This window comes from Streptomyces sp. NPDC040545 (assembly GCF_055595065.1).
The window spans coordinates 80268-98549 of the sequence record NZ_JBVIWA010000009.1; the positions used below are offsets into that span (position 1 = coordinate 80268).

Sequence of the window (18282 nt, forward strand, 5' to 3'; positions counted from 1 at the left end):
CAGGAGCGACAGGGGCAGCTGAGGCATGAAGCCACGGATGACCGGGTCCAAGGGCGGCCGAGTGCACAAGGCGCCGGGAACTGGTCTTGAGTCTCCAGTGACTGGAGACAGCAGAGTGGGGGACATGGACGCTACGACCCTCTACTCGATCGGGGAGCTCTCCCGACGGACCGGCCTGCCCGTGCGGACCATCCGGTTCTACTCCGATTCGGGGGTGGTCGCGCCGACCACACGAAGTCCCGCCGGCTATCGGCTCTACGACATCGACGCGCTGCGTCGTCTGGAACTCCTGCACACCCTGCGTGAGCTGGGCATGGACCTGGCCACGGTTCGACGGGTGCTGGACCGGGAGCTCTCCGTGGCGGAAGTCGCCACGGCGCACGCCGACGCTCTGGACGTCCAGATCCGGACGCTGCGCCTGCGCCGGAGCGTCCTGCGAGCCGTGGCCAGAGGCGGGTCCGGTCCCGAGGAGATGAAACGCATGCACAGGCTCACGCAGTTGTCCGGCGAGGAACGCCGGCGGTTGATCGACGATTTCGTGGAGGGCACCTTCGGCACGTTCGGCAGCTTCGGCACAGCAGACGCCGTCCCGGCCGAGGTGGCCATGATTCGTGCTGCCACTCCCGACCTCCCCGATGATCCCTCCGGTGAACAGGTCGAGGCGTGGGCCGAACTCGCCGAGCTGGTCGGCGACGAGGACTTCCGTGCCCGGATGCGTCGTACGGCCGTGTACCAGGCCACCGGGCGAACGCTCGACATCGAGAGCGAGGCCGGCGAGGAATTGATGGATCTCACCCGCCAGAAAGTCGCCGAGGCCTTGGAGTCGGGCATCGACCCGCTCGGTGACAGGGGCACACACATCATCGACGACCTCGTACACCGTTTCGCCGCGGTGTTCGCGCGCACCCCGGACACGGAATTCCGGGACTGGATGGCCGAGCAGTTCGAAGAGGCGCACGATCCCCGGGTGGACCGGTACTGGCGGCTGGTGTGGATCGTCAACGGCTGGCAGGTGGTACCGAGCCTGGCGCCGATGTACCCCTGGCTCATCCACGCCCTGCGAAATGGCCGTGAAGTGTAAGTGAGCGCCGCGTCAGCGGGCCACCTGTGCAGCCGACGGCAAGGCGTACTCGTCACCCCACCCGCTCCCGCCCGTTCGCCACCGCCGGCGTGGCTGTGGCAGGGCGGGGAGCTCCTCGGCACGGTTTCGCAGGCTTGTAGGCTCCTCGAATGTCACAGTCACAGTCCAGAGAACCGCACATGCCCGTGCCGGGCAAGCACGTACGCCTGGCCGTCGCCCACTGCCTCGACGCCCTCGAAGGCATTCCCGCTGCCCAATGGCAGGACCGGGCAGGAGGGCTGGAGTGGACGCGCTGGGAGACCCTTGAACACCTCGCGGATGACCTGCTCACCTACGCGCTGCGGTTCGGGCTCGCGGAGCCCATGGCTGTCCCGCGCGTCCCGCTGCGCGTTTCCTGCAATCGACCCGATGGCCCGGCCAACGTCATCTTCGGAGACCCTGACGCGGGGCCGGAGGGGCTCCTGACCGTCGTGGAGGCGTGCGGCGGACTGCTCGCAAGCGTCGTGGACACGGCGGCCGCAACCACCTTGGCCCCACACGTCTTCGGAGCCTCCGACCCGGAGGGCTTCGCCGCGATGGGCGTCGTCGAGACGGTGGTCCACACCCACGACATCACCCAGGGCCTGGGCCGCGACTGGGAGCCCCCGCAGGACCTGTGCGCGTGGGCCCTCGCGCGCTTGTTCCCCGACGTGCCCGTCACCGACAGCCCGTGGTCGACGTTGCTGTGGGCCACCGGACGCACAGAGACGCCCGATCGCCCACGCCGGACCGACTGGCGCTGGCACGGCTCGCCCCGCAGCAGCAGCTGACTCGAACGACGCGTCGTTGCAAGGGTGTTGCATCGGGGGCATCACGACCGTTGACAGGGGATCAGCGCCCATGGCCTTCGGTGATGTGCATGCCCGTCCCTGAAGACACGAAGGGTCAATCTGCGGCGATACCGAGTTCTGTCTTGGCGGCCTCCATGAAGGGTCCGCGCTTCTCGTGGATGAAGTCCCAGACCTCCTCGCCATCAGGTACGCGACCGTAGGTTGCGGCCATCAGGCGGTCGGTGAACCTGAAGGCCATGTCGCTCAGGTGGCGGCTGACGACAAGGTCGAGGCACTTCTGGCGGAACCACATCTCGTGGGTGAGTTCGGGAGAGCCTTCGACGAACGTGTTGTTGTTCTGATAGCGGTGCTCGGCTGCGCGCTCCACCCGTTGGCAGATCTCGAGGAAGGTCAGGATCGCCTCCTTACGTTCGGCGCGGACCGATGCCGCCGCCGCTCCGGACGCCTGCCTCTTGGTCTCTCTCGTCGTCAGGTACTGAGCAGCGAAGGAGCCCGCGGCGCCCAACGCGACACCTACAAGAGGAAGTGCGGTCGTCAGAAGTACGGATGGCACGATCGGGCTCCCCTGGGTTCCGTCGCTGGCTGCCAGGTCCCGCGAGCAGCAGGACCGGTGAGGCGACGAGGATGGCCACCGGGACCAGGGCTCTCGCGGCGGTGAGCTTCGCCGTCTCCTCGTATCGCATGCGTCCAGTGTGCTGATCCTCGATGTCGCTTGTCAGCCTGTTCTTCGGGTTCGGTGCCGATGTCGTGGCGTGCGCGCCGAGCGTCTGCCTCGCCGGTGGCGAGGATCCCGGCCGGGCGGCGGTCCGGGCCGGACGAGTGTGCCAGGCCGGGAAGTGATGCAGAAACGCTGCATGTTGCACCTGGGATGCCCGCCCCGGGAGGGTGGGTCCCTCGCGAGGGAGCCGTTCACCCGCTCCCCGGTCCACCGCACCCGTTCCAGGAGCATCATGCGTACCCCGCCCCGACCGGTCCGGTGGCTGCTGCCCGTCCTCCTCCTCGTGGTCTGGCTGGGTGCCGGAGGGACCTTCGGCCCCTACGCGGGGAAGCTCGGCGAGGTCTCCACCAACGACCAGGCGGCCTTCCTCCCCCGCAGCGCCGAATCCACCCGGGTGGCTCAGGCCCAGGGCGCCTTCCGGCAGGAGGAGTCCCTGCCGGCCGTGGTGCTCTGGACGGCGGACGGCGCCACCGGAGTGACCTCGGCCTCCACCGCCTCCGCGCAGGCCGCACTGGCCGCACTCAGGGACCGTCCCTGGATTGCGGGCCCGCCTTCCCCGGTCGTCGCGTCGCGCGACGGCAGGGCGCTGCAGGCGGTGGTACCACTGGACCCCGCACTGGGCGATGAACTGCCCGCGGCGGTCGCCGAGATCCGGGAGGCCGGCTCCCGGGTCGCGGCCACCACCTTCCATGTGACGGGGCCGGCGGCCACCCGGGCCGACCTGTCGGAGGCCTTCGCCGGAATCGACGGCCTGCTGCTGGGCGTGGCACTGGCGGCCGTCCTCGTGATCCTGCTGCTCGTCTACCGCAGCGTCCTCCTGCCACTGTTGATCATCATCGGGGCGGTGTTCGCCCTCTCCCTGGCCTGCGCGATCGTCTACGCCCTGGCGAGCGCGGGCCTGGTCCGGGTCGACGGGCAGGTCCAGGGGATCCTCTCGATCCTCGTCATCGGCGCGGCCACCGACTACGCCCTGCTGCTGACCGCCCGCTTCCGCGAGGAACTGGGGCACACCGAGGACCGGTACGCGGCCATGCGCGCGGCTCTGCGCCGGTCCTGGGGCCCGGTCGTGGCCAGCGGCGGCACCGTGGCCCTGGGTCTGCTCGCCCTGTTCCTCAGCGACCTGACCAACAACCGGGCGCTGGGGCCCGTCGGGGCGATCGGGATCGTCTGCGCGGTGGGGAGCGCCCTCACCTTCCTGCCGGCGGCGCTGGTGCTGCTGGGACGAAGGGCCTACTGGCCGGCGCACGTGAGCGCCGACAGCGCCGCCCGCGCGGCAGGGGTCTGGAGCCGGATCGCCGCCCTGGTCGGCGGCGCTCCCCGACGGGTGTGGGCCGTCGCCCTGGCCGGACTGCTCGCGTGCGCCGCCTTCGCGCCCACGCTGCACTCGGGCGGCGTTCCGCTGGACGAGATCTTCGTGAACGAGGCCCCTTCGGTGACCGGGCAGAAGGAACTGGGCCGGCACTTCCCGGGCGGGGCGGGCAACCCCGCCGTCGTGATCGCCGCCACCGCCCGGCAGGCAGACGTACGCGAGCGCGCCCAAGGTACCCAGGGCGTGGACTCGGCCGCCGTGCGGGGCGAGAAGGACGGCCTCGTACGGATCGACGTCGTCCTGAAGGACCCGGCGGACAGCGCGGCGGCGAAGGAGACGGTGGTCAGGCTCCGCGAGGCGGTGCATCCCGTGCCGGGCGCGGACGCCCTCGTCGGCGGGTACACCGCACAGGCCTACGACACGCAGAAGACGGCCGAGCGGGACCGCGAGGTCATCGTCCCGGTGGTGCTGGCCATCATCCTCGTCATCCTGGTGGCCCTGCTGCGCTCGTTGGTGATGCCGTTGCTGCTGGTGGTGACGGTGGCCCTCAACTTCTTCGCCACGCTGGGCGTGTCCGCCCTCGTGTTCCGCCACGTGTTCGGGTTCAGCGGCACCGATGCGTCCGTCCCCCTGTACGGCTTCGTCTTCCTCGTCGCCCTGGGCGTGGACTACAACATCTTCCTCATGTCGCGGGTGCGCGAGGAGTCGCTGCGCCATGGCGTCCACGAGGGAGTGATCCGGGGTCTGACGGCCACCGGCGGGGTGATCACCTCCGCAGGGGTGGTCCTCGCAGCCACGTTCGCCGCGCTGGGTGTCATCCCGCTGGCGTTCCTCGTGCAGATCGCCTTCATCGTGGCCTTCGGCGTACTCATGGACACGCTGGTCGTGCGCTCGCTCCTGGTTCCCGCCCTGGTCCTGGACATCGGTCCCGCGGCCTGGTGGCCGGGCCGGCTGAGCCGCCGCCCGAGCTGAATCCGCCGGACCGCCGCGCGCCGCGGGCGAGCAGGCCGATCTCCGCCGGCTCGACGGAGGTCCCGGTGAGCTCTCCGTGGGCGAGTCGGTCCCGCTCTTCGCCGTAGCCGCCGTAGAAGGCGACCCGCTCGCCGTGGACGGCCACCGCACGGGCGCCCCGCACGGTGTTCGCCCGCACCTCCATGGGCCGGCCGGGCCGGTCGGGCGGATCTCGACGAGGGGGAAGCCGGTGTACGTGCAGGCCCCGGCGACGGCCGTGAGCGGAGTGGGACAACACACCTGGACGGTATGGCCCTTTCTCGTCGTCACGCCGTGATCCTTGCCGGCATCGGCCTGCTCGCGCCACCTTCTTTCCTGTCTGGAAAGAAGGTGGTACTTTCCTTACGGGAAAGTACTCGGAAGATCGATTGACCAGGGACGCGCCACCTATGACCACTTACGACGCCCAGACCGCCCTCGACGCCATCCATCACCGTCAGGAGCAGACGCTCGACGCGTACATGCGCCACGCCCACTCCCGTCCCTACCTGATCATTTCGGCGCTGGGCCTGTTCGCCGTGTGCGCGTCCTTCGATCTGCCGAGCCCCTGGAACACCGCCGCGGTCCTGGCAGGGAACGGCCTGGTCCTGGGAGGGCTCTTCGTGTACCAGCGCAGGGCCCCCGTCCGCCGGAAGACCGTCGGCTCGGAGGTGCTGTTCTACGCGGCCATGGGGGTGCTCCTTCTCCTGCTCTTCTGGACGGTGGCCATCGGCGCCTACTTCCTCGGCCTGCCGGCACGGCACACGCTCGCCGCAGCTGTCACCGCCCTTGCGGCCGGGGCCGCCTCGTACGCGCTGCGCCCGGTCGTCGGAACCATCATCCGCAGGAACGGACACGCCTGATGGATCCGGACTTCGACGAGTTCCTGCATGTTCCGGCGCGACTCTCGGTGGTCGCGCTCCTGGCTCCGGCGGACTGGGTGGAGTTCGGATTCGTCCGGGATGCGGTGGGCACCAGTGACTCGGCCCTGTCCAAGCAGGTCGCCGCGCTGGCAGACGCCGGGTATGTCGAGGTCCGAAAGGCAAGGAGCCGCACGGGACGGCACACCCACCTCCGCCTCACCCCGTACGGGCGCCAGGCATTCCAGCGCCACGCCTCGGCGCTGGAGAGGATCGTGGCGGCAGCGCGCAAACCTCTGGAGTAGTCGGCACACGTGCACCTGGCGACACGGGCCGGAGCGGGATGGGTGGCCGGATTCGACTGCACCGCCCGTCCAGGAGGCCCGGTGGAGGGGCCGGAGGTGAGCGCCGCGTGCGTCTGCCGGGCAGACTGTTCCCTGGGTGAATCGGGGTCGAGGGGGAGCGGTGTCGCGGAAGGTCTGGTTGTGGGCAGGGGCGGGATGGTTGGCTCTCGTCGTGCTGTGCGGAGCATTCACCCTCTACCTGGATGAATCGGAGAGTCCTGGTTCGGGGTCGACCCACTGGGAGCGGGCTCCCGTTCCGGGGGGCACCCCTTCGCGGTGTCCCGACCCGACCGCAGAAGCTGCGGGCGTCCCACACTCCTGTAGCTACTGGGAACGCGGTTGACAGGTGTGGGGTGTGGGCCGCTCCCCGGTGCGGGCCAGGTCAGGCCGCCCTTCTGAGCGCGGAGGCGACGTCATGGCAGAAGTCGGTGGATGGATCTGGCAACGCGACCTGCGGTCGTTCTTCGAGTTGCTGTCGTACGACGTGGGCTACGGCTTCGACGCCACCGACGGGGAGACGGTGGCACTGGCGGTCGAGGAGGCCGACGACGAGCGGTCCGACGGCTGGTACTCGTATCCCTTGGCCGGCGAGCACCGAGAGGTGGAGGTTCGGCTTGCCCGCTCGACCGGCGGCGAAGAGGTCTCCGTGACGGTGAACGGAACTCTGACGCCCGAACTGGAGGTCCGGGCTGACACCCTGCTGTCCGCATTCGCGACCGGCTGACCCCATGCAGTGCCAGGTCCGCTCGACCTGTTGACGAGCTCCGCCTGCCTTGGGCGCCGGACCGTCCGGCAGCGGGGCGCACGTCGGGCAGCGCGGTGAGGGCACGGTCGAGGCAGGCGATGAACGGGCCGTCGACAGCATTCGGCACCGGTTCCCCGACGGGCCCGGAGCCGGCGGCGCCGGGCGACGGGGACACGCCCGGCCGGACCGGATGGCCGCGCTTGTCCGCCGCGGCGGCGCCGCACTACGGTGCCGGTGTGGACCTCTTCACCCGTTCCTGGACGGCGTTGCGCACGGCGGTCGCCGAGATCCCGGACCCGGACTTCGCACGGCCGTCGGGCTGCGCCGGCTGGCTCGTACGGGACCTCGTGTGCCACCTGGTCATCGACGCCCAGGACGTCCTGATCACCCTCGCCACCCCCGCCGCGACGGAGCCGACCGTCGACGCGGTCACCTACTGGCACGTCGAGGACCGGCCCCCGACCGGCGAGGACCCGCTCGACGCCCTCACCGTCCGGCTGGCCGCCGCGTACGGCGACCCGCACCTGCTCCGGTTCCACCTCGACGACGTCGGCTCCGCCGCCGGCCGCGCCGCCGAACTCGCCGACCCGAGGGCCCGGGTGGGCACCCGCGACGAGGTCCTCACCGTGGGCGACTACCTCGGTGCCTACGTCCTGGAGTGGACGCTGCACCACCTCGACCTGATCGCCCACCTCCCGGGCGCGCGGACCCGGCCGCCCGTAGAGACCCTGGCCCGCTCCCGCGCCATGCTGGAGCGGATCGCCGGGGCGGCGTTCCCCACGTCGTTCACCGACCGGGACGCGCTCCTGGTCGGCACCGGCCGCAGCGCGCCCACCGACGCGCAGCGGGCCGCACTGCGCGACGCGGCGGTGAGGTTCCCGCTCGTCCTGGGCTGACCCGCCCCCGCCGGCACGAGGAGCCGCTCCGGGCCTGGTCAAGGGATGCCGAGCGCCCTCCAGACGGTCGGCGCGCTCGTTCCGCCGAACGGATACAGTCGTCGAGCAGCAGGGCATCCCCAGGGATCACAGCGGCCCCATCCCGCGTTGAACCTTCAAACGGCGCGCTCCGCGGCAGCGCAGCGCACCACAGACCCATGGGATGAGGAGGATCCGATGCATGCCGCCGAGGAGAACCGGCACGAGCTGGACTCGGTCAGCGTCCTGAACGCGAAGAGGACGCTGCTCCAGCTGCTCGGCCGGGCGGGGGTCTCCGCCGACGATGCGCAGGGCCTGATCGCCCTCGTCGAGGCGGGTGCCCTGGCCGGCGCGTGCGAGGAGGTCGGCGCGCTCGGAGGGTCCGTACCGGGGGACAAGGGCGAGCCGTACGAGTCGGGCTGGCTGGACGGTGCCCGTGCCGTCACCGACGAGCTCCGCAAGATCGCCGAACGGGCCCTCCGGCAGACCGTCGGCCCCGAAGGACCGAACGCCGCCTCGGCCGCCCGGCCGCCGGTCGGGCGCATGGAGGTGGAGCAGGCGAAGGCCGCCGTCACCCCCCTCTACCTCACCTTCACCGCCGTCTCCGACCTCGACCCCGAGGTCACCGAGGAGGTACTCCGCGCCGTCCTCGCCACGATGACCCCCCGGCAGCGGGCCGGGTACGCCGGCCGGCTGGCGGAATTCGCCGCATCGCACCGGGCCCGTCTGGAGCGGTTGTACGTGGAGTACGGGCCCGGCAGTGCCACCGCCATCCACAGCCGCTACTCCCTTCTGCACTCCGCCACCAGCGTCGCCGTGCTGGAGCGGCTCGCCACGCCGGCGGCCGCCGTACTGCGCGAGGAGTGGGACGCCGCCGAGCTGCCACCCGCCTGGCTGGACGGTCCGATGAGGGCCTGGGACGCGGTGGGCCGACCCCGCGGCGCAGCCGGGGCGAGGGGGGCCGGATGAACCGGATGGGGGGCGGCGTGGGGTCTGCCGCCCCGGCGTGGTCTATCCGGCCGCGCGGAGTCGGGCGGCGGCCGTCTCCGCCTCCCGTACGACGCGCCTCGTGTCGATGTCCACGAGCCGGCCGTCGAACTTCAGGGGCCGTCCGTCCACGAACACGGCCTCGACGTTCTCGGGCCGACCGTTGAAGACGGTCTGGCCGACCCAGTCGAAGCGCGGCGCGAAGTTCAGGGCGGCCGGGTCGACGACCACGACGTCGGCCCGCTTTCCGGGCGTCAGGGAGCCCGTCCGGTCGCTGATGCCGACGGCCTCGGCGCCGCCCAGCGTGGCCATCCGCAAGATGTCGTGCACCTGCGGGAAGATCCCGGCCTGCGTCGCGCGGGCGCGCTGCAGGCCGATGGCCGTCTTCATCAGCGCGTGGAAGTCCGAACTGTCGTTCGTGCCGCCGTCCAGGCCGAGACCGACCTTGACGCCCCGCCGCCCGAATTCGGCAAGCCGCATGATGCCGGAGGCCAGCCGCATGTTGCTGAGCGGGCAGTGAGCCGCACGCACGTCGTGCGCGGCGACGGCGGCGATCTCGTCGTCGGTCAGGTGGATCGCGTGGTTGATCAGGAGCCGCGGACCGAGGGCGCCGATGTCGGCGAGGACCCCGATGGGGTCGTCGACGCGCTGCTCGGGGCGTTCCAGGACGTGGGAGTTGAGCATGACTCCGAGGTCCTGGGCGGCTTCCCAGTGCGCGTGGTTGAGGTGCTGGACGGCTCGCGCCGCGTGCGTGGCGACCTGGAAGCCGCCGAGCGGAACGGGGTCGACGAGTTCCTTCTTCACCTTGGTGACCAGCGTCGGGTCGGCTTCGGAGGGGAACATCGCGTAGGTGAACCGCACCCCGGTTCCGGCCAGCGCCCGTACATAGCTCTCGATGAGGTCGTACGAGAAGATGTCCACCCAGTCCACGAGGGTGGTCACCCCCGACTGGACGGCGTCGAGGGCGGCGAGGCGTACGAAGCTGTGCAGGGCCTCGGGGGTGAGCCGGCCTCGCTGGGGGTCGGTACATCGTGCGAACCAGCCGAACAGGTCCCCGTCGGTACAGCCCCCGCGTATCACCGCCTGCCAGAGGTGGGTGTGGGTGTCGACGAACCCCGGCATGACCAGCTTGCCCGAAGCATCCACGATCCAGGTGCCGGGCGGGGGCCGCAGGCCCGTGCCGACGGAGGCGATGGTGCCGTTCCGCATCAGGACGTCGGCGTTCTCGAGGGCGCCGAGGGAGCTGCTGCCGAGTGCCGGGTCCATGGTGAGGACGAGGGAGGCGCCGCGCAGCAGGACCGCCGGGGCGGCCGGGACGTGTGGGAGCTCGGGGCGGCTCGGGCGTTCGGGACGGGTGGTGACACCGAGGACGAGCGGGGTGGCAGCGGCCAGGCCGAGGCCGGTGAGGATGTCGCGGCGGCTGGGCGCCGGCGACGGAGTGGGGGACGACCGCATGGCGTAGTACCTCCCGAAGGCTCAGAACGGAAGGCCCGCCCGGGCGACGCCGTGTGGGAGCGTCGGGCAGGGCGGGAGGTCACATGCAGCATTCCCAGCGAACGGCCATTCGATAGACGCCTGCGGAAAACTTTTTCCGTTCCGACCGTCCATCGGCGCTCCATCCGGTGGCAGCTCGATGAGTCAGCCGTCCCGGACGACTGCACGTCCTGCCCCGACGGCCGCTGGAGCGAGGGCTGCACCCATGCCTGGGAACGGCGCGGTTCGCGCCGCGGCGGGACGAGCAGCGCTCAGCCCGGTAGGTGCACCGTCATCTCCACGGTCACTTCGTCTCCTGCCGCCAGTCCCAGCGGCGTTCGGACAGCGTTCTTGACGGGCAGCAAGTACCCGCCCTCCCTCGGGAAGAGCGACGTCTCGAAGGTGACTTCGCCGATGCCGGCCTCGACGGGGACGACTCCCCAGCCGTAGGTGGCCGCCGCAGCCACCTCCCGTACGTCGGCGGACGGCTCTTCCGGCACGGGGACGAAGTAGAAGGGCGCAGGTCCGCGCCACTCGATCACCTGGCTGGCGAAGACCATGCGCATAAGGGCAGTTCTCTCCTCGGGAGGGCGACGGGAGGCGTGCTCGTTCCGCTCACCCTACGCGGCGGCCACCCGTTCACCGCCAGGACCTTCGAGGGCAGGACCGGGGACGGGCCCCCTCCCGGTCGTCCTCACACCGAAGGGCGGGAGGCGGCGCCGGGTTGACTTGGAGTGTGCTCCAACACCTAACGTCCTGATCATGATTCCGAGTTCAGGAGGCAGCAGCATGACCGACGTTCCCACCCGGCACCTGGGCAGTCTGGCGGTTTCCGCGCAAGGCCTGGGATGCATGGGCATGAGCCACGGCTACGGTGCCACGGACGACGCGCAGTCCATCGCCACCGTGCACCATGCCCTCGACCTGGGGGTGACCCTTCTGGACACCGCCGACTTCTACGGCGCCGGGCACAACGAAGAACTGATCGGACGGGCCGTGGCCGGGCGCCGCGACGAGGTGGTGCTGGCCACGAAATTCGGCTTCGCCAACCGCCTGGGTGAGCCCACCCGTGTCCGCGGCGACGCCGCGTACGTGCGGCAGGCGTGCGAGGCGTCGCTGCGTCGGCTCGGGGTCGATCACATCGACCTCTACTACCAGCACCGGGTCGATCCGCAGGTGCCGATCGAGGAGACCGTCGGCGCGATGGCCGAACTCGTGCAGGCCGGAAAGGTCCGCCACCTCGGGTTGTCCGAGGCCGGCGAGGAGACGATCCGACGGGCGCACGCGGTGCACCCGATCGCCGCGCTGCAGAGCGAGTGGTCGCTGTGGACCCGCGACCTCGAAGCGGAGATCGTCCCGGTCTGCCGCGAACTCGGCATCGGGCTGGTCCCGTTCTCCCCACTCGGGCGCGGCTTCCTGACCGGCCGGTACAGCTCGGTCGAAGGCCTGGCCGAGAACGACGTGCGGCGCAGCCAGCCGCGTTTCGCCGACGGCAACCTCGAGCGGAACCTGTTGATCGTCGAGAAGCTGAACGAGCTCGCCGAGGCGAAGGGAGTCACCGCCGGCCAGCTCGCCCTGGCCTGGGTGCAGCACCGGGGCGACGACGTGGTGCCGATCCCCGGCACCCGGCGACAGAGCTATCTGGAGGAGAACCTCGCAGCCTTGACCGTCGAGCTGACCGCCGACGACCTCGCCGCCATCGAGGCCGCCGCCCCACCCGAGCAGATCGCGGGCACCCGCTACGACGCGACCAGCCTCACCTTCGTCAACAACTGAGTCCGGGCGGCGGGACCGAGCCGAATCCACCGGCTGACGCACCGTCACCGTGGTCGGACGGATCCGCCACTGCCCGCCCTTCCGATCAGCGCAGGCGTGAAAGTCGCAGCAGGGCCTCGGTACGGACCGACCGTTGGGGCTGTATCCGATGCCAGAGTTCGGAGTTGCGTGATCAGTTCGACGCCGCCCTCTCCGGTCGCCCAGCGTGGGTCACAGTCGAGTTCCGCAGCGAGCTCGTCACCGACGGCAGCGTCCTGCCCGCCCCGGCGGCGGCGCGGGACGCGCTGTCGGGGCGGGCGCTCTGGCATAAGCCTCGCCTGATCATCCCCGGGCCGTGCCGCCGGTGGCGCTGCCCCGGCCCCCGCGCGAGGAGCCGCACCATGTCGTCCAGCACCACCGCCCGGCCGCCGTACGCCGTCCCCTGCGCGGGGCCGGCCGGTTCCGGGGCGAGGTACGCCCTCGTCGGCGCCGACGGGCGGCTGGTGCGGGCGCCGGAGCTGAGCGCGGTCGGGTGTTCCACCCGGACGGCCGGGTCGGGTTCGTCGCGCCCGCCGCCGACCAGGAGGGCCGGTGCGGCTACCTCGACCACCGCGGTGCGCGGCCGGCCGAACCGGCGCTGCCCTGCACCGAAGCGTTCGAGGCCGACGGGCTCCCTCGGTCGAGGAGTTCGGCGCCGAGCAGTCCCGTCTACGCCGAACGCGGCCGGCACGGCGGGTTCGAGTTGTCGCCCGGTTTCCGGACCGAGCTCACCGGACTGAACCACGACGAGGCCCTGGCCCTGCTGGCCGCCGGATCGGGGCACGGCGAGCGGGTGTTCGGCCTCGGCCCGGCGCTCGCCTCGGCCATGCGCAAGGTGGTCGACGCGCTGCCCGAAAGCCACCGGAGCACCGCGAGCGACGCGGCCCGGCGTTTTCTCGTCGACCCGGAGACCGACCTGCGCTCACGCCGGACGGTCACCGACGAGGTACCCGGCACCACGATGATCGAGGCCCACCGAGTCGACCACGGCGTCAGCTGCGGTGGAACACGACCTCGGGGTCGGCCGCCGTCGGACCGTCCAGGCGCGGCGTCGCCTTCCCGCGCAGGTGCAGGTCGAAGAAGTCGCCGACGTACGCCCGGGTGATCTGCTGGGAGCGGGTGCCCGACAGCGGTGTCTCCGGGTGCGGGTACCCGGCCTGCTCGCCCAGTACGGGCCAGTCGGTGAAACCGGGGTGCCCCGCCCCCGTGACGGTCAGCCAGCGCTTCCAGCCGTCCAGCCGGGGCCAGGCGTCCTCCCACGAGGTGTCGGGGAAGTCGGGCGGCAGCAGGGCGGGGTCACCGGCGAGCATCAGGAAGGGCCGTCCGCCGAGACCGGCCTGGGGCACGGGCGTGAAGAAGGTGCCGTCCATGTTGACCCCGGCGTCCACGCGGGGGTCCACGGCCATGGTGGCCGATGCAGCGGCACCGCCGATCGAATGCCCGGCCATGCCGATGTGGCGGGGGTCGATCAGCCAGGAGTACCGCCACGCCGGGCGGGGGCCGGTCAGCCGGTCCAGGACGAACGGGATGTCACGGGCCCGGCCGTCGGAGACCCGGTGCAGCGACCCGTCGGGGAACACCTGCTCGCACGCCGTGCAGGTGAGCATCCGGCCGCCGGGGAAGACGGTGCCGTCCGACTCGTACGCGTGGTCCACCGCCGCGACGACGTACCCGCGGCTGGCGAGGTCCTCGGCCAGGGTGGTCAGTGAGGAGCGAGGCATGGTGAAGCCGGGGGAGAGCACGATCAGCGGGTAGCGGTTCGCGGCGGGCCGGGGCAGCGCGCCCGTCCGTGCGTTCGTCCGGGTCGCCGCGACGCGTTCGGGGGTGACGTACTCGCCTAGCTGCCCCCGGTCGGTCAGCAGCACCTTGGCCTCGGGAGCGCTCATGTAGGGGGCGGGAGTTCCGGTGTGCGCGAGCGCGGGGTAGTAGAGCGACAGGAGTAATTCCCGGTCGGCCGTGGGCACCCAGGGGTCCTTGCGCTCCCGGTCCACGAGGTGGAGGGTGTCGCGGCCCACGGCGAAGTCGCCCGTGGGCTGCGGGAGTTCGAGTCTGGAGACGCCGGCCGGGGTGGACGCGGCCGCAGCGGGAGTGGCGAGCGTGCCGGGCGCGGCGAGGACCAGACCGGTCACCACCGCCGTCAGCACGCGGATGATCTTCTTCATGTCGGCATCGTAAGGCATTTGTAGGCAAGGCTTACCTAACTCTGTTGAGATGCCGTGGACTTGGGCCCGGCCGAGCGTGCCGTTCCCGGCTTCGAGTGCGCATATCCGGTCAAGCTGAGTGGCCGTCGGGTGAACCGCGCGCGGCCGGCGGCAGGTCAGGGAGGGGTGGGGCCGCACGTCGCGCACGGCGCGAGCGGCATCAGGGCGCGGCGGGGGAGCGGGGGCGCCCCCTGTGAGCTGCCCGAACGACCATTCGTTCGCCGATATACGGATGCTCTGTCCGTAAATCGGCCCTGGGTGTGCGACTTGCCCTCGCGTCAGACAGTCTGATTCCGCAACGGCGCGATATCGAAACCAAATATCGCGTTCAACCTTTGAATCGAAAGAGAGTTTCGTCGTGCGTCACCGTATCGCAGCTGCCTCCGCCGCCACGCTCCTCTGTCTGGTGGGTGCCACCGGCATGGCAGCCGCCCAGCCCTCCAGTCTGTACGCCCCGTCCGCCCTGGTGTTCACCGTCGCGCAGGGCGACGACGTCGCCACTTCCACCGTCGTCCGGGCCGTCACCCTCAGCTGCGCCCCGACCGCGCAGGGCACCCACCCGGACCCGCGGGCCGCCTGCACCGCCCTCAACTCCACCGGCGGAGCGCTGGACGGCCTGCTGGCCTCGCCGGACCCGGACCGCGCCTGCCCCATGCACTACGCCCCGGTCACCGTCACCGCCGACGGCGTGTGGAAGGGCAGCCGCGTCGCCTGGAAGTACACCTTCTCCAACACCTGCGTGATGTCCACGACCCTCAACGGGAACGCCGTCTTCGCGTTCTGATCCGTCGTTCCGATCCCGGGTTCTGATCCCGCGTCGGACCTGTGCCGGACCTGTGCCGGACCCGTGCCGGGCGTGCTCCGGGCGTGCTGGGCACCCCGTGGAGCGCGCCCCGCTTCCGTGCCGCTTCCGCACCGTTTCCGCCCCGCTTCCGGACCGTTCCCGGCCCGGAAGCGAGGCGCTGCCTTCCTCCACAGGTCTGTACCTCTGCCCCTACGTGTGCCGCTCCCGGGCCGACACGGTGACGTGGTCCACCCGCATCGCATGGCCCGGCTCCGTGGCCGGACCCGCGCTCGCGCCGTCGGCGAGCGGCAGATTGCCGCCCACCGCCACGTTGAGGATGAGGAACAGCCCATGGTCGACGGCCGCCTTCCACGTCCCCGGGTCCATCCGGTCGGCGTTCACCCGGTGGTACACGCGCCCGTCCAGATACCAGCGCACCTCCTGCGCGCCGGGCGCGAGGTCGACCTCGACGGCGTACGAATGGAACGCCGTCCGGCAGCCGTCGCACGGCTGCGGACCGGAGGTCAGGCCGGCGGGTTCGCGGCACGGGCCGCCTTCCAGCACACCGCAGTGCATCGTGCCGAAGACGGTGTCCCGCCCGTTCACGGACTCCATGACGTCGAGCTCCCCGACCCCCGGCCACCCCGTGTACCCGTCGCGCAGCGGTGCCCCGAGGGTCCAGAAGGCCGGCCAGTATCCCGCGGCCTTCTCCCCGGTCACGTCCGGCAGGGCGATCGACGCCTCGATCCGCAGGAGACCACCGGGCGGGGGCGCGAAGTCGGAGCGCCGCGTCTCGATCCGCCCCGAACTCCACTGCCCTTCCCTGCGGGTGGGCACGATCTCCAGGGCGCCCTTCCCGTCGAGGCGGACGTTGTCGGTCGAGTCCGTCATGGTCTCGATCTCGCCGGTGCCCCACTGCGGCGCGGGGCAGCCCGGGTAGCAGGTGCCGGTGTCGTGGATCCAGTCGGCGGCGGACGGGCGGGCACCCGCCGGGCCGTCGAAGTCGTCGCGCAGCAGCCGCGTCCACCCGTCCGCCCCCGGCACCGGTGTCCCCGTGGCCGCCGCCCCCGGTGCCGCTCCACCCGCGGCGGGCAGCAGCCCGGCCTCCATGAGCAGTCGCTCCAGCCGGCCGGTCAGGACCACGGCCGCCGCGTTGGTCAGGTGGGCGCCGTCGCGGTAGAGGAGGATCCGGTCGAGTACGGCCGGGCAGGTCGGCCCGTCGCCCGGGCACAGGACCTGGTTCACGCCGACGCTCCGTACGCCGGGCAGGGCGCCGGACGCGATCCGCCGCGCCAGCGGATCCGGCAGCTGGGCGTCCGCGCGGCTGAACGCGCAGTCGGCCGGGGATCCGGGACTGCCGGACACGCACGCCGGGATGTCCCTGCCGGGTACGGGCGTGTCCTCGACGTAGACGATCGGTGCCCCCAGGGCCCGGAGCGGCGTCAGCGTCTTCTCCCAGGCCTCGGCCAGCAGCTTCGCGTCGTCGGTGTACCGGTTGAGCGAGGCGATCACGATGAGGCGGGGCTTCGGCTGCTGCCGCAGCCGCTCCAGGGAGTCCGCCCGCCAGGTGTCGCACTCCCGGTAGGCGCGGCCGAGCTGCGGGTTGTCGACCGCGAGCTCCGGCAGCGGGCAGCCCTGTTTCACCAGCTCCTGCAGCGCCCAGCCCCGCTGCGAAGCCAGCGCCAGCATCGGGGAGAACCACTGCCCGGCGTGCGAGTCCCCGAGCAGCACGATCCGGTCCGGGCTGTCCACCGCGCCGAACAGGCAGTCCGGGCTGTGCGTCTCGGCCGGGGCGACCTCGCAGACCCCGTCCGGCGGGAAGTCCCCCCGGGCCTGCGCGGGACTGGGCACCACCGGCCCGTCGACGAGCGGCGTACCGGCCGTCCGGGCGAGCAGGCTGGGACCCGAGGCGGCGCCCGGAGGCAGCCCCTGTATGTCGACCGGGCCGGCCGGGCCCAGCACGTGCAGCGTCGTCGTACCCACCACGAGCGCGAGGACCACCGGCAGCACGATCGCCGACACGCCCACCGACAGTCCGCGGCGGGGGAGTTCGGAGACCGTACGGGAGCGGCGCAGCGGCTGCTCGACCCAGCGCATGGTGGCCAGGGCCGGCAATACGGCCGCCAGGGTCAGCGCGGTCTTCGCGGGCCAGCCGAGCGTGCCGAGCCGGGCCTCGGCGAGGACGAGCACCGGCCAGTGCCACAGGTACAGGGTGTAGGAGAGCCGCCCGACGGCCCGGGGCGCCCGCCGCGCCAGCAGCCGCCCCACATCCCACCTGCCCGGAGTGTGCCGCTCGCCCCGGCCGGGTATCGCGGCGACGATCACGGCGGCTGTGGCCAGGGTCGGCACGAGCGCCGCGTAACCGGGGTACGGGGTCCCGGCGTCGTACGACACGACGCACCAGCCGATCGCCGCGGCCCCGGCCCAGCCGCACAGCAGCCGCAGGGGTCGCGGGCCGCGCATCAGGTGCCAGGGCAGCAGGGCGAGCAGCGCCCCGACGCCGAACTGCCAGACCCGCGAAGGAGTTCCGAGGTACGCGAGCGACACGGAGTGCCCGGTCCAGTACACGGCCAGCGCGAACGAGGCCAGGGTGAGCGGGGCGGCGGCCAGCATCACGGCGAGCCGTACGGCCCGGCCCCGGCGGACCGCCCGGGCCGCGCACAGCACCAGCACCGCCAGCAGTGGGGCCCAGAACAGGTAGAACTGCTCCTCGACGGCGAGGGACCAGAAGTGCAGCAGCGGGCTCTGGTCGTGCCCGGCGGCGAGGTAGTCGGTCCGCTGCGCCACGAAGCGCCAGTTGGCGAAGGACAGGGCCGCCGCGACGACGTCGTACTCCATGTCGGCGCGGCGCAGCGGTACGGTCAGCCAGGCTCCGGCGACGGCCACCGCGGCGAGCACCACGGCGGCGGAGGGCAGCAGCCGCCGGGCCCGCCGGGAGAAGAAGTCACCGAGACGGATCCGGCCGGTGGTGATCGCCTCCCGGACCAGCAGGCCGGTGATGAGGTAGCCGGAGATGACGAAGAAGACGTCGACGCCGACGAAACCGCCGGTCGCCCACGGAAGGCCGGCGTGGAAGGCGAGCACCGCGAGGACGGCGACCGCGCGCAGGCCCTCGATGTCGGGCCGGAAGGCGGACCGGTGCGGGCTCGGCCCGGACTCGTTGCCGGAGCGGGAGCCGGACGGCAGCTCTCCGGCCCCGGGAGCGGCGCTCCGGCGGGGCCGGCGCCGGCCGGGTGTGACGAGGAAGGACAT

Annotated in this window: 16 protein-coding genes and 1 pseudogene; 11 read left to right on the forward strand and 6 right to left on the reverse strand. The window is 71.9% G+C overall.

Annotation, left to right across the window (positions count from 1 at the left end; translation table 11 throughout):
- The first annotated feature begins 124 nt into the window (after window positions 1-124).
- Window positions 125-1081 carry a helix-turn-helix domain-containing protein gene (locus ACZ573_RS19040; RefSeq protein ID WP_471305307.1) on the forward strand — a complete coding sequence of 319 codons (957 nt, stop codon included), beginning with the start codon at window positions 125-127 and terminating at the stop codon, window positions 1079-1081.
- A gap of 149 nt (window positions 1082-1230) precedes the next feature.
- A complete protein-coding gene (locus tag ACZ573_RS19045) occupies window positions 1231-1890 on the forward strand; it encodes a DinB family protein (RefSeq protein WP_471305311.1) in 660 nt (219 codons plus the stop codon).
- Window positions 1891-2005: 115 nt separating this feature from the next.
- Here ACZ573_RS19045 and ACZ573_RS19050 read toward each other — a convergent pair whose 3' ends face one another.
- Window positions 2006-2464, reverse strand: coding sequence for a hypothetical protein (locus ACZ573_RS19050; RefSeq protein ID WP_471305314.1), 459 nt, complete (start codon window positions 2462-2464; stop codon window positions 2006-2008).
- A 397-nt stretch (window positions 2465-2861) separates the two neighbouring features.
- On the opposite strand from ACZ573_RS19050, the gene ACZ573_RS19055 reads away from it, so the two are divergent.
- The 6 genes from ACZ573_RS19055 (at window position 2862) to ACZ573_RS19080 (ending at window position 8760) form a co-directional block, all read left to right on the forward strand.
- The gene (locus tag ACZ573_RS19055; RefSeq protein ID WP_471305316.1) at window positions 2862-4910 is read left to right on the forward strand and encodes an MMPL family transporter; all 2049 of its coding nucleotides are present in this window, start codon (window positions 2862-2864) and stop codon (window positions 4908-4910) included.
- Window positions 4911-5338: 428 nt separating this feature from the next.
- A complete protein-coding gene (locus ACZ573_RS19060) occupies window positions 5339-5791 on the forward strand; it encodes a hypothetical protein (protein ID WP_471305319.1) in 453 nt (150 codons plus the stop codon).
- A complete protein-coding gene (locus ACZ573_RS19065; protein ID WP_471305322.1) occupies window positions 5791-6093 on the forward strand; it encodes a winged helix-turn-helix domain-containing protein in 303 nt (100 codons plus the stop codon). Before ACZ573_RS19060 ends, ACZ573_RS19065 begins: the two co-directional genes overlap by 1 nt.
- A 454-nt stretch (window positions 6094-6547) precedes the next feature.
- Window positions 6548-6856, forward strand: coding sequence for a hypothetical protein (locus ACZ573_RS19070; protein ID WP_471305325.1), 309 nt, complete (start codon window positions 6548-6550; stop codon window positions 6854-6856).
- A 257-nt stretch (window positions 6857-7113) separates the two neighbouring features.
- Window positions 7114-7773: a maleylpyruvate isomerase N-terminal domain-containing protein gene (locus tag ACZ573_RS19075; RefSeq protein ID WP_471305329.1), complete on the forward strand. Its 660-nt coding sequence runs from the start codon at window positions 7114-7116 to the stop codon at window positions 7771-7773.
- Between the two features lie 216 nt (window positions 7774-7989).
- The gene (locus ACZ573_RS19080; protein WP_471305330.1) at window positions 7990-8760 is read left to right on the forward strand and encodes a hypothetical protein; all 771 of its coding nucleotides are present in this window, start codon (window positions 7990-7992) and stop codon (window positions 8758-8760) included.
- A 42-nt stretch (window positions 8761-8802) separates the two neighbouring features.
- Here the strand turns inward: ACZ573_RS19080 and ACZ573_RS19085 are convergent, their stop codons facing one another.
- Window positions 8803-10233 (reverse strand): amidohydrolase family protein, encoded by a 1431-nt coding sequence (locus ACZ573_RS19085; RefSeq protein ID WP_471305331.1) that lies wholly within the window; start codon window positions 10231-10233, stop codon window positions 8803-8805.
- A 290-nt stretch (window positions 10234-10523) separates the two neighbouring features.
- On the reverse strand, window positions 10524-10817 hold the full coding sequence (locus ACZ573_RS19090; protein ID WP_471305333.1) for a DUF1905 domain-containing protein: 294 nt from the start codon (window positions 10815-10817) through the stop codon (window positions 10524-10526).
- A 223-nt stretch (window positions 10818-11040) separates the two neighbouring features.
- On the opposite strand from ACZ573_RS19090, the gene ACZ573_RS19095 reads away from it, so the two are divergent.
- The gene (locus ACZ573_RS19095; RefSeq protein WP_471305335.1) at window positions 11041-12027 is read left to right on the forward strand and encodes an aldo/keto reductase; all 987 of its coding nucleotides are present in this window, start codon (window positions 11041-11043) and stop codon (window positions 12025-12027) included.
- Between the two features lie 172 nt (window positions 12028-12199).
- Here ACZ573_RS19095 and ACZ573_RS19100 read toward each other — a convergent pair whose 3' ends face one another.
- The gene (locus ACZ573_RS19100) at window positions 12200-12616 is read right to left on the reverse strand and encodes a hypothetical protein (RefSeq protein ID WP_471305776.1); all 417 of its coding nucleotides are present in this window, start codon (window positions 12614-12616) and stop codon (window positions 12200-12202) included.
- A gap of 78 nt (window positions 12617-12694) precedes the next feature.
- Between ACZ573_RS19100 and ACZ573_RS19105 the strand changes: the two are divergent.
- A pseudogene (locus ACZ573_RS19105) lies at window positions 12695-13024 on the forward strand (helix-turn-helix transcriptional regulator); the annotation flags it as partial.
- A gap of 13 nt (window positions 13025-13037) precedes the next feature.
- Here the strand turns inward: ACZ573_RS19105 and ACZ573_RS19110 are convergent.
- Complete coding sequence (locus ACZ573_RS19110; protein WP_471305338.1) at window positions 13038-14207, reverse strand: alpha/beta hydrolase family protein; 1170 nt, start codon at window positions 14205-14207, stop codon at window positions 13038-13040.
- A gap of 460 nt (window positions 14208-14667) precedes the next feature.
- Here ACZ573_RS19110 and ACZ573_RS19115 point away from each other — a divergent pair, with 460 nt between their 5' ends.
- Window positions 14668-15030 (forward strand): subtilase-type protease inhibitor, encoded by a 363-nt coding sequence (locus ACZ573_RS19115; RefSeq protein WP_471305748.1) that lies wholly within the window; start codon window positions 14668-14670, stop codon window positions 15028-15030.
- A gap of 210 nt (window positions 15031-15240) precedes the next feature.
- Here the strand turns inward: ACZ573_RS19115 and ACZ573_RS19120 are convergent, their stop codons facing one another.
- Window positions 15241-18282 carry an acyltransferase family protein gene (locus tag ACZ573_RS19120; protein WP_471305340.1) on the reverse strand — a complete coding sequence of 1014 codons (3042 nt, stop codon included), beginning with the start codon at window positions 18280-18282 and terminating at the stop codon, window positions 15241-15243.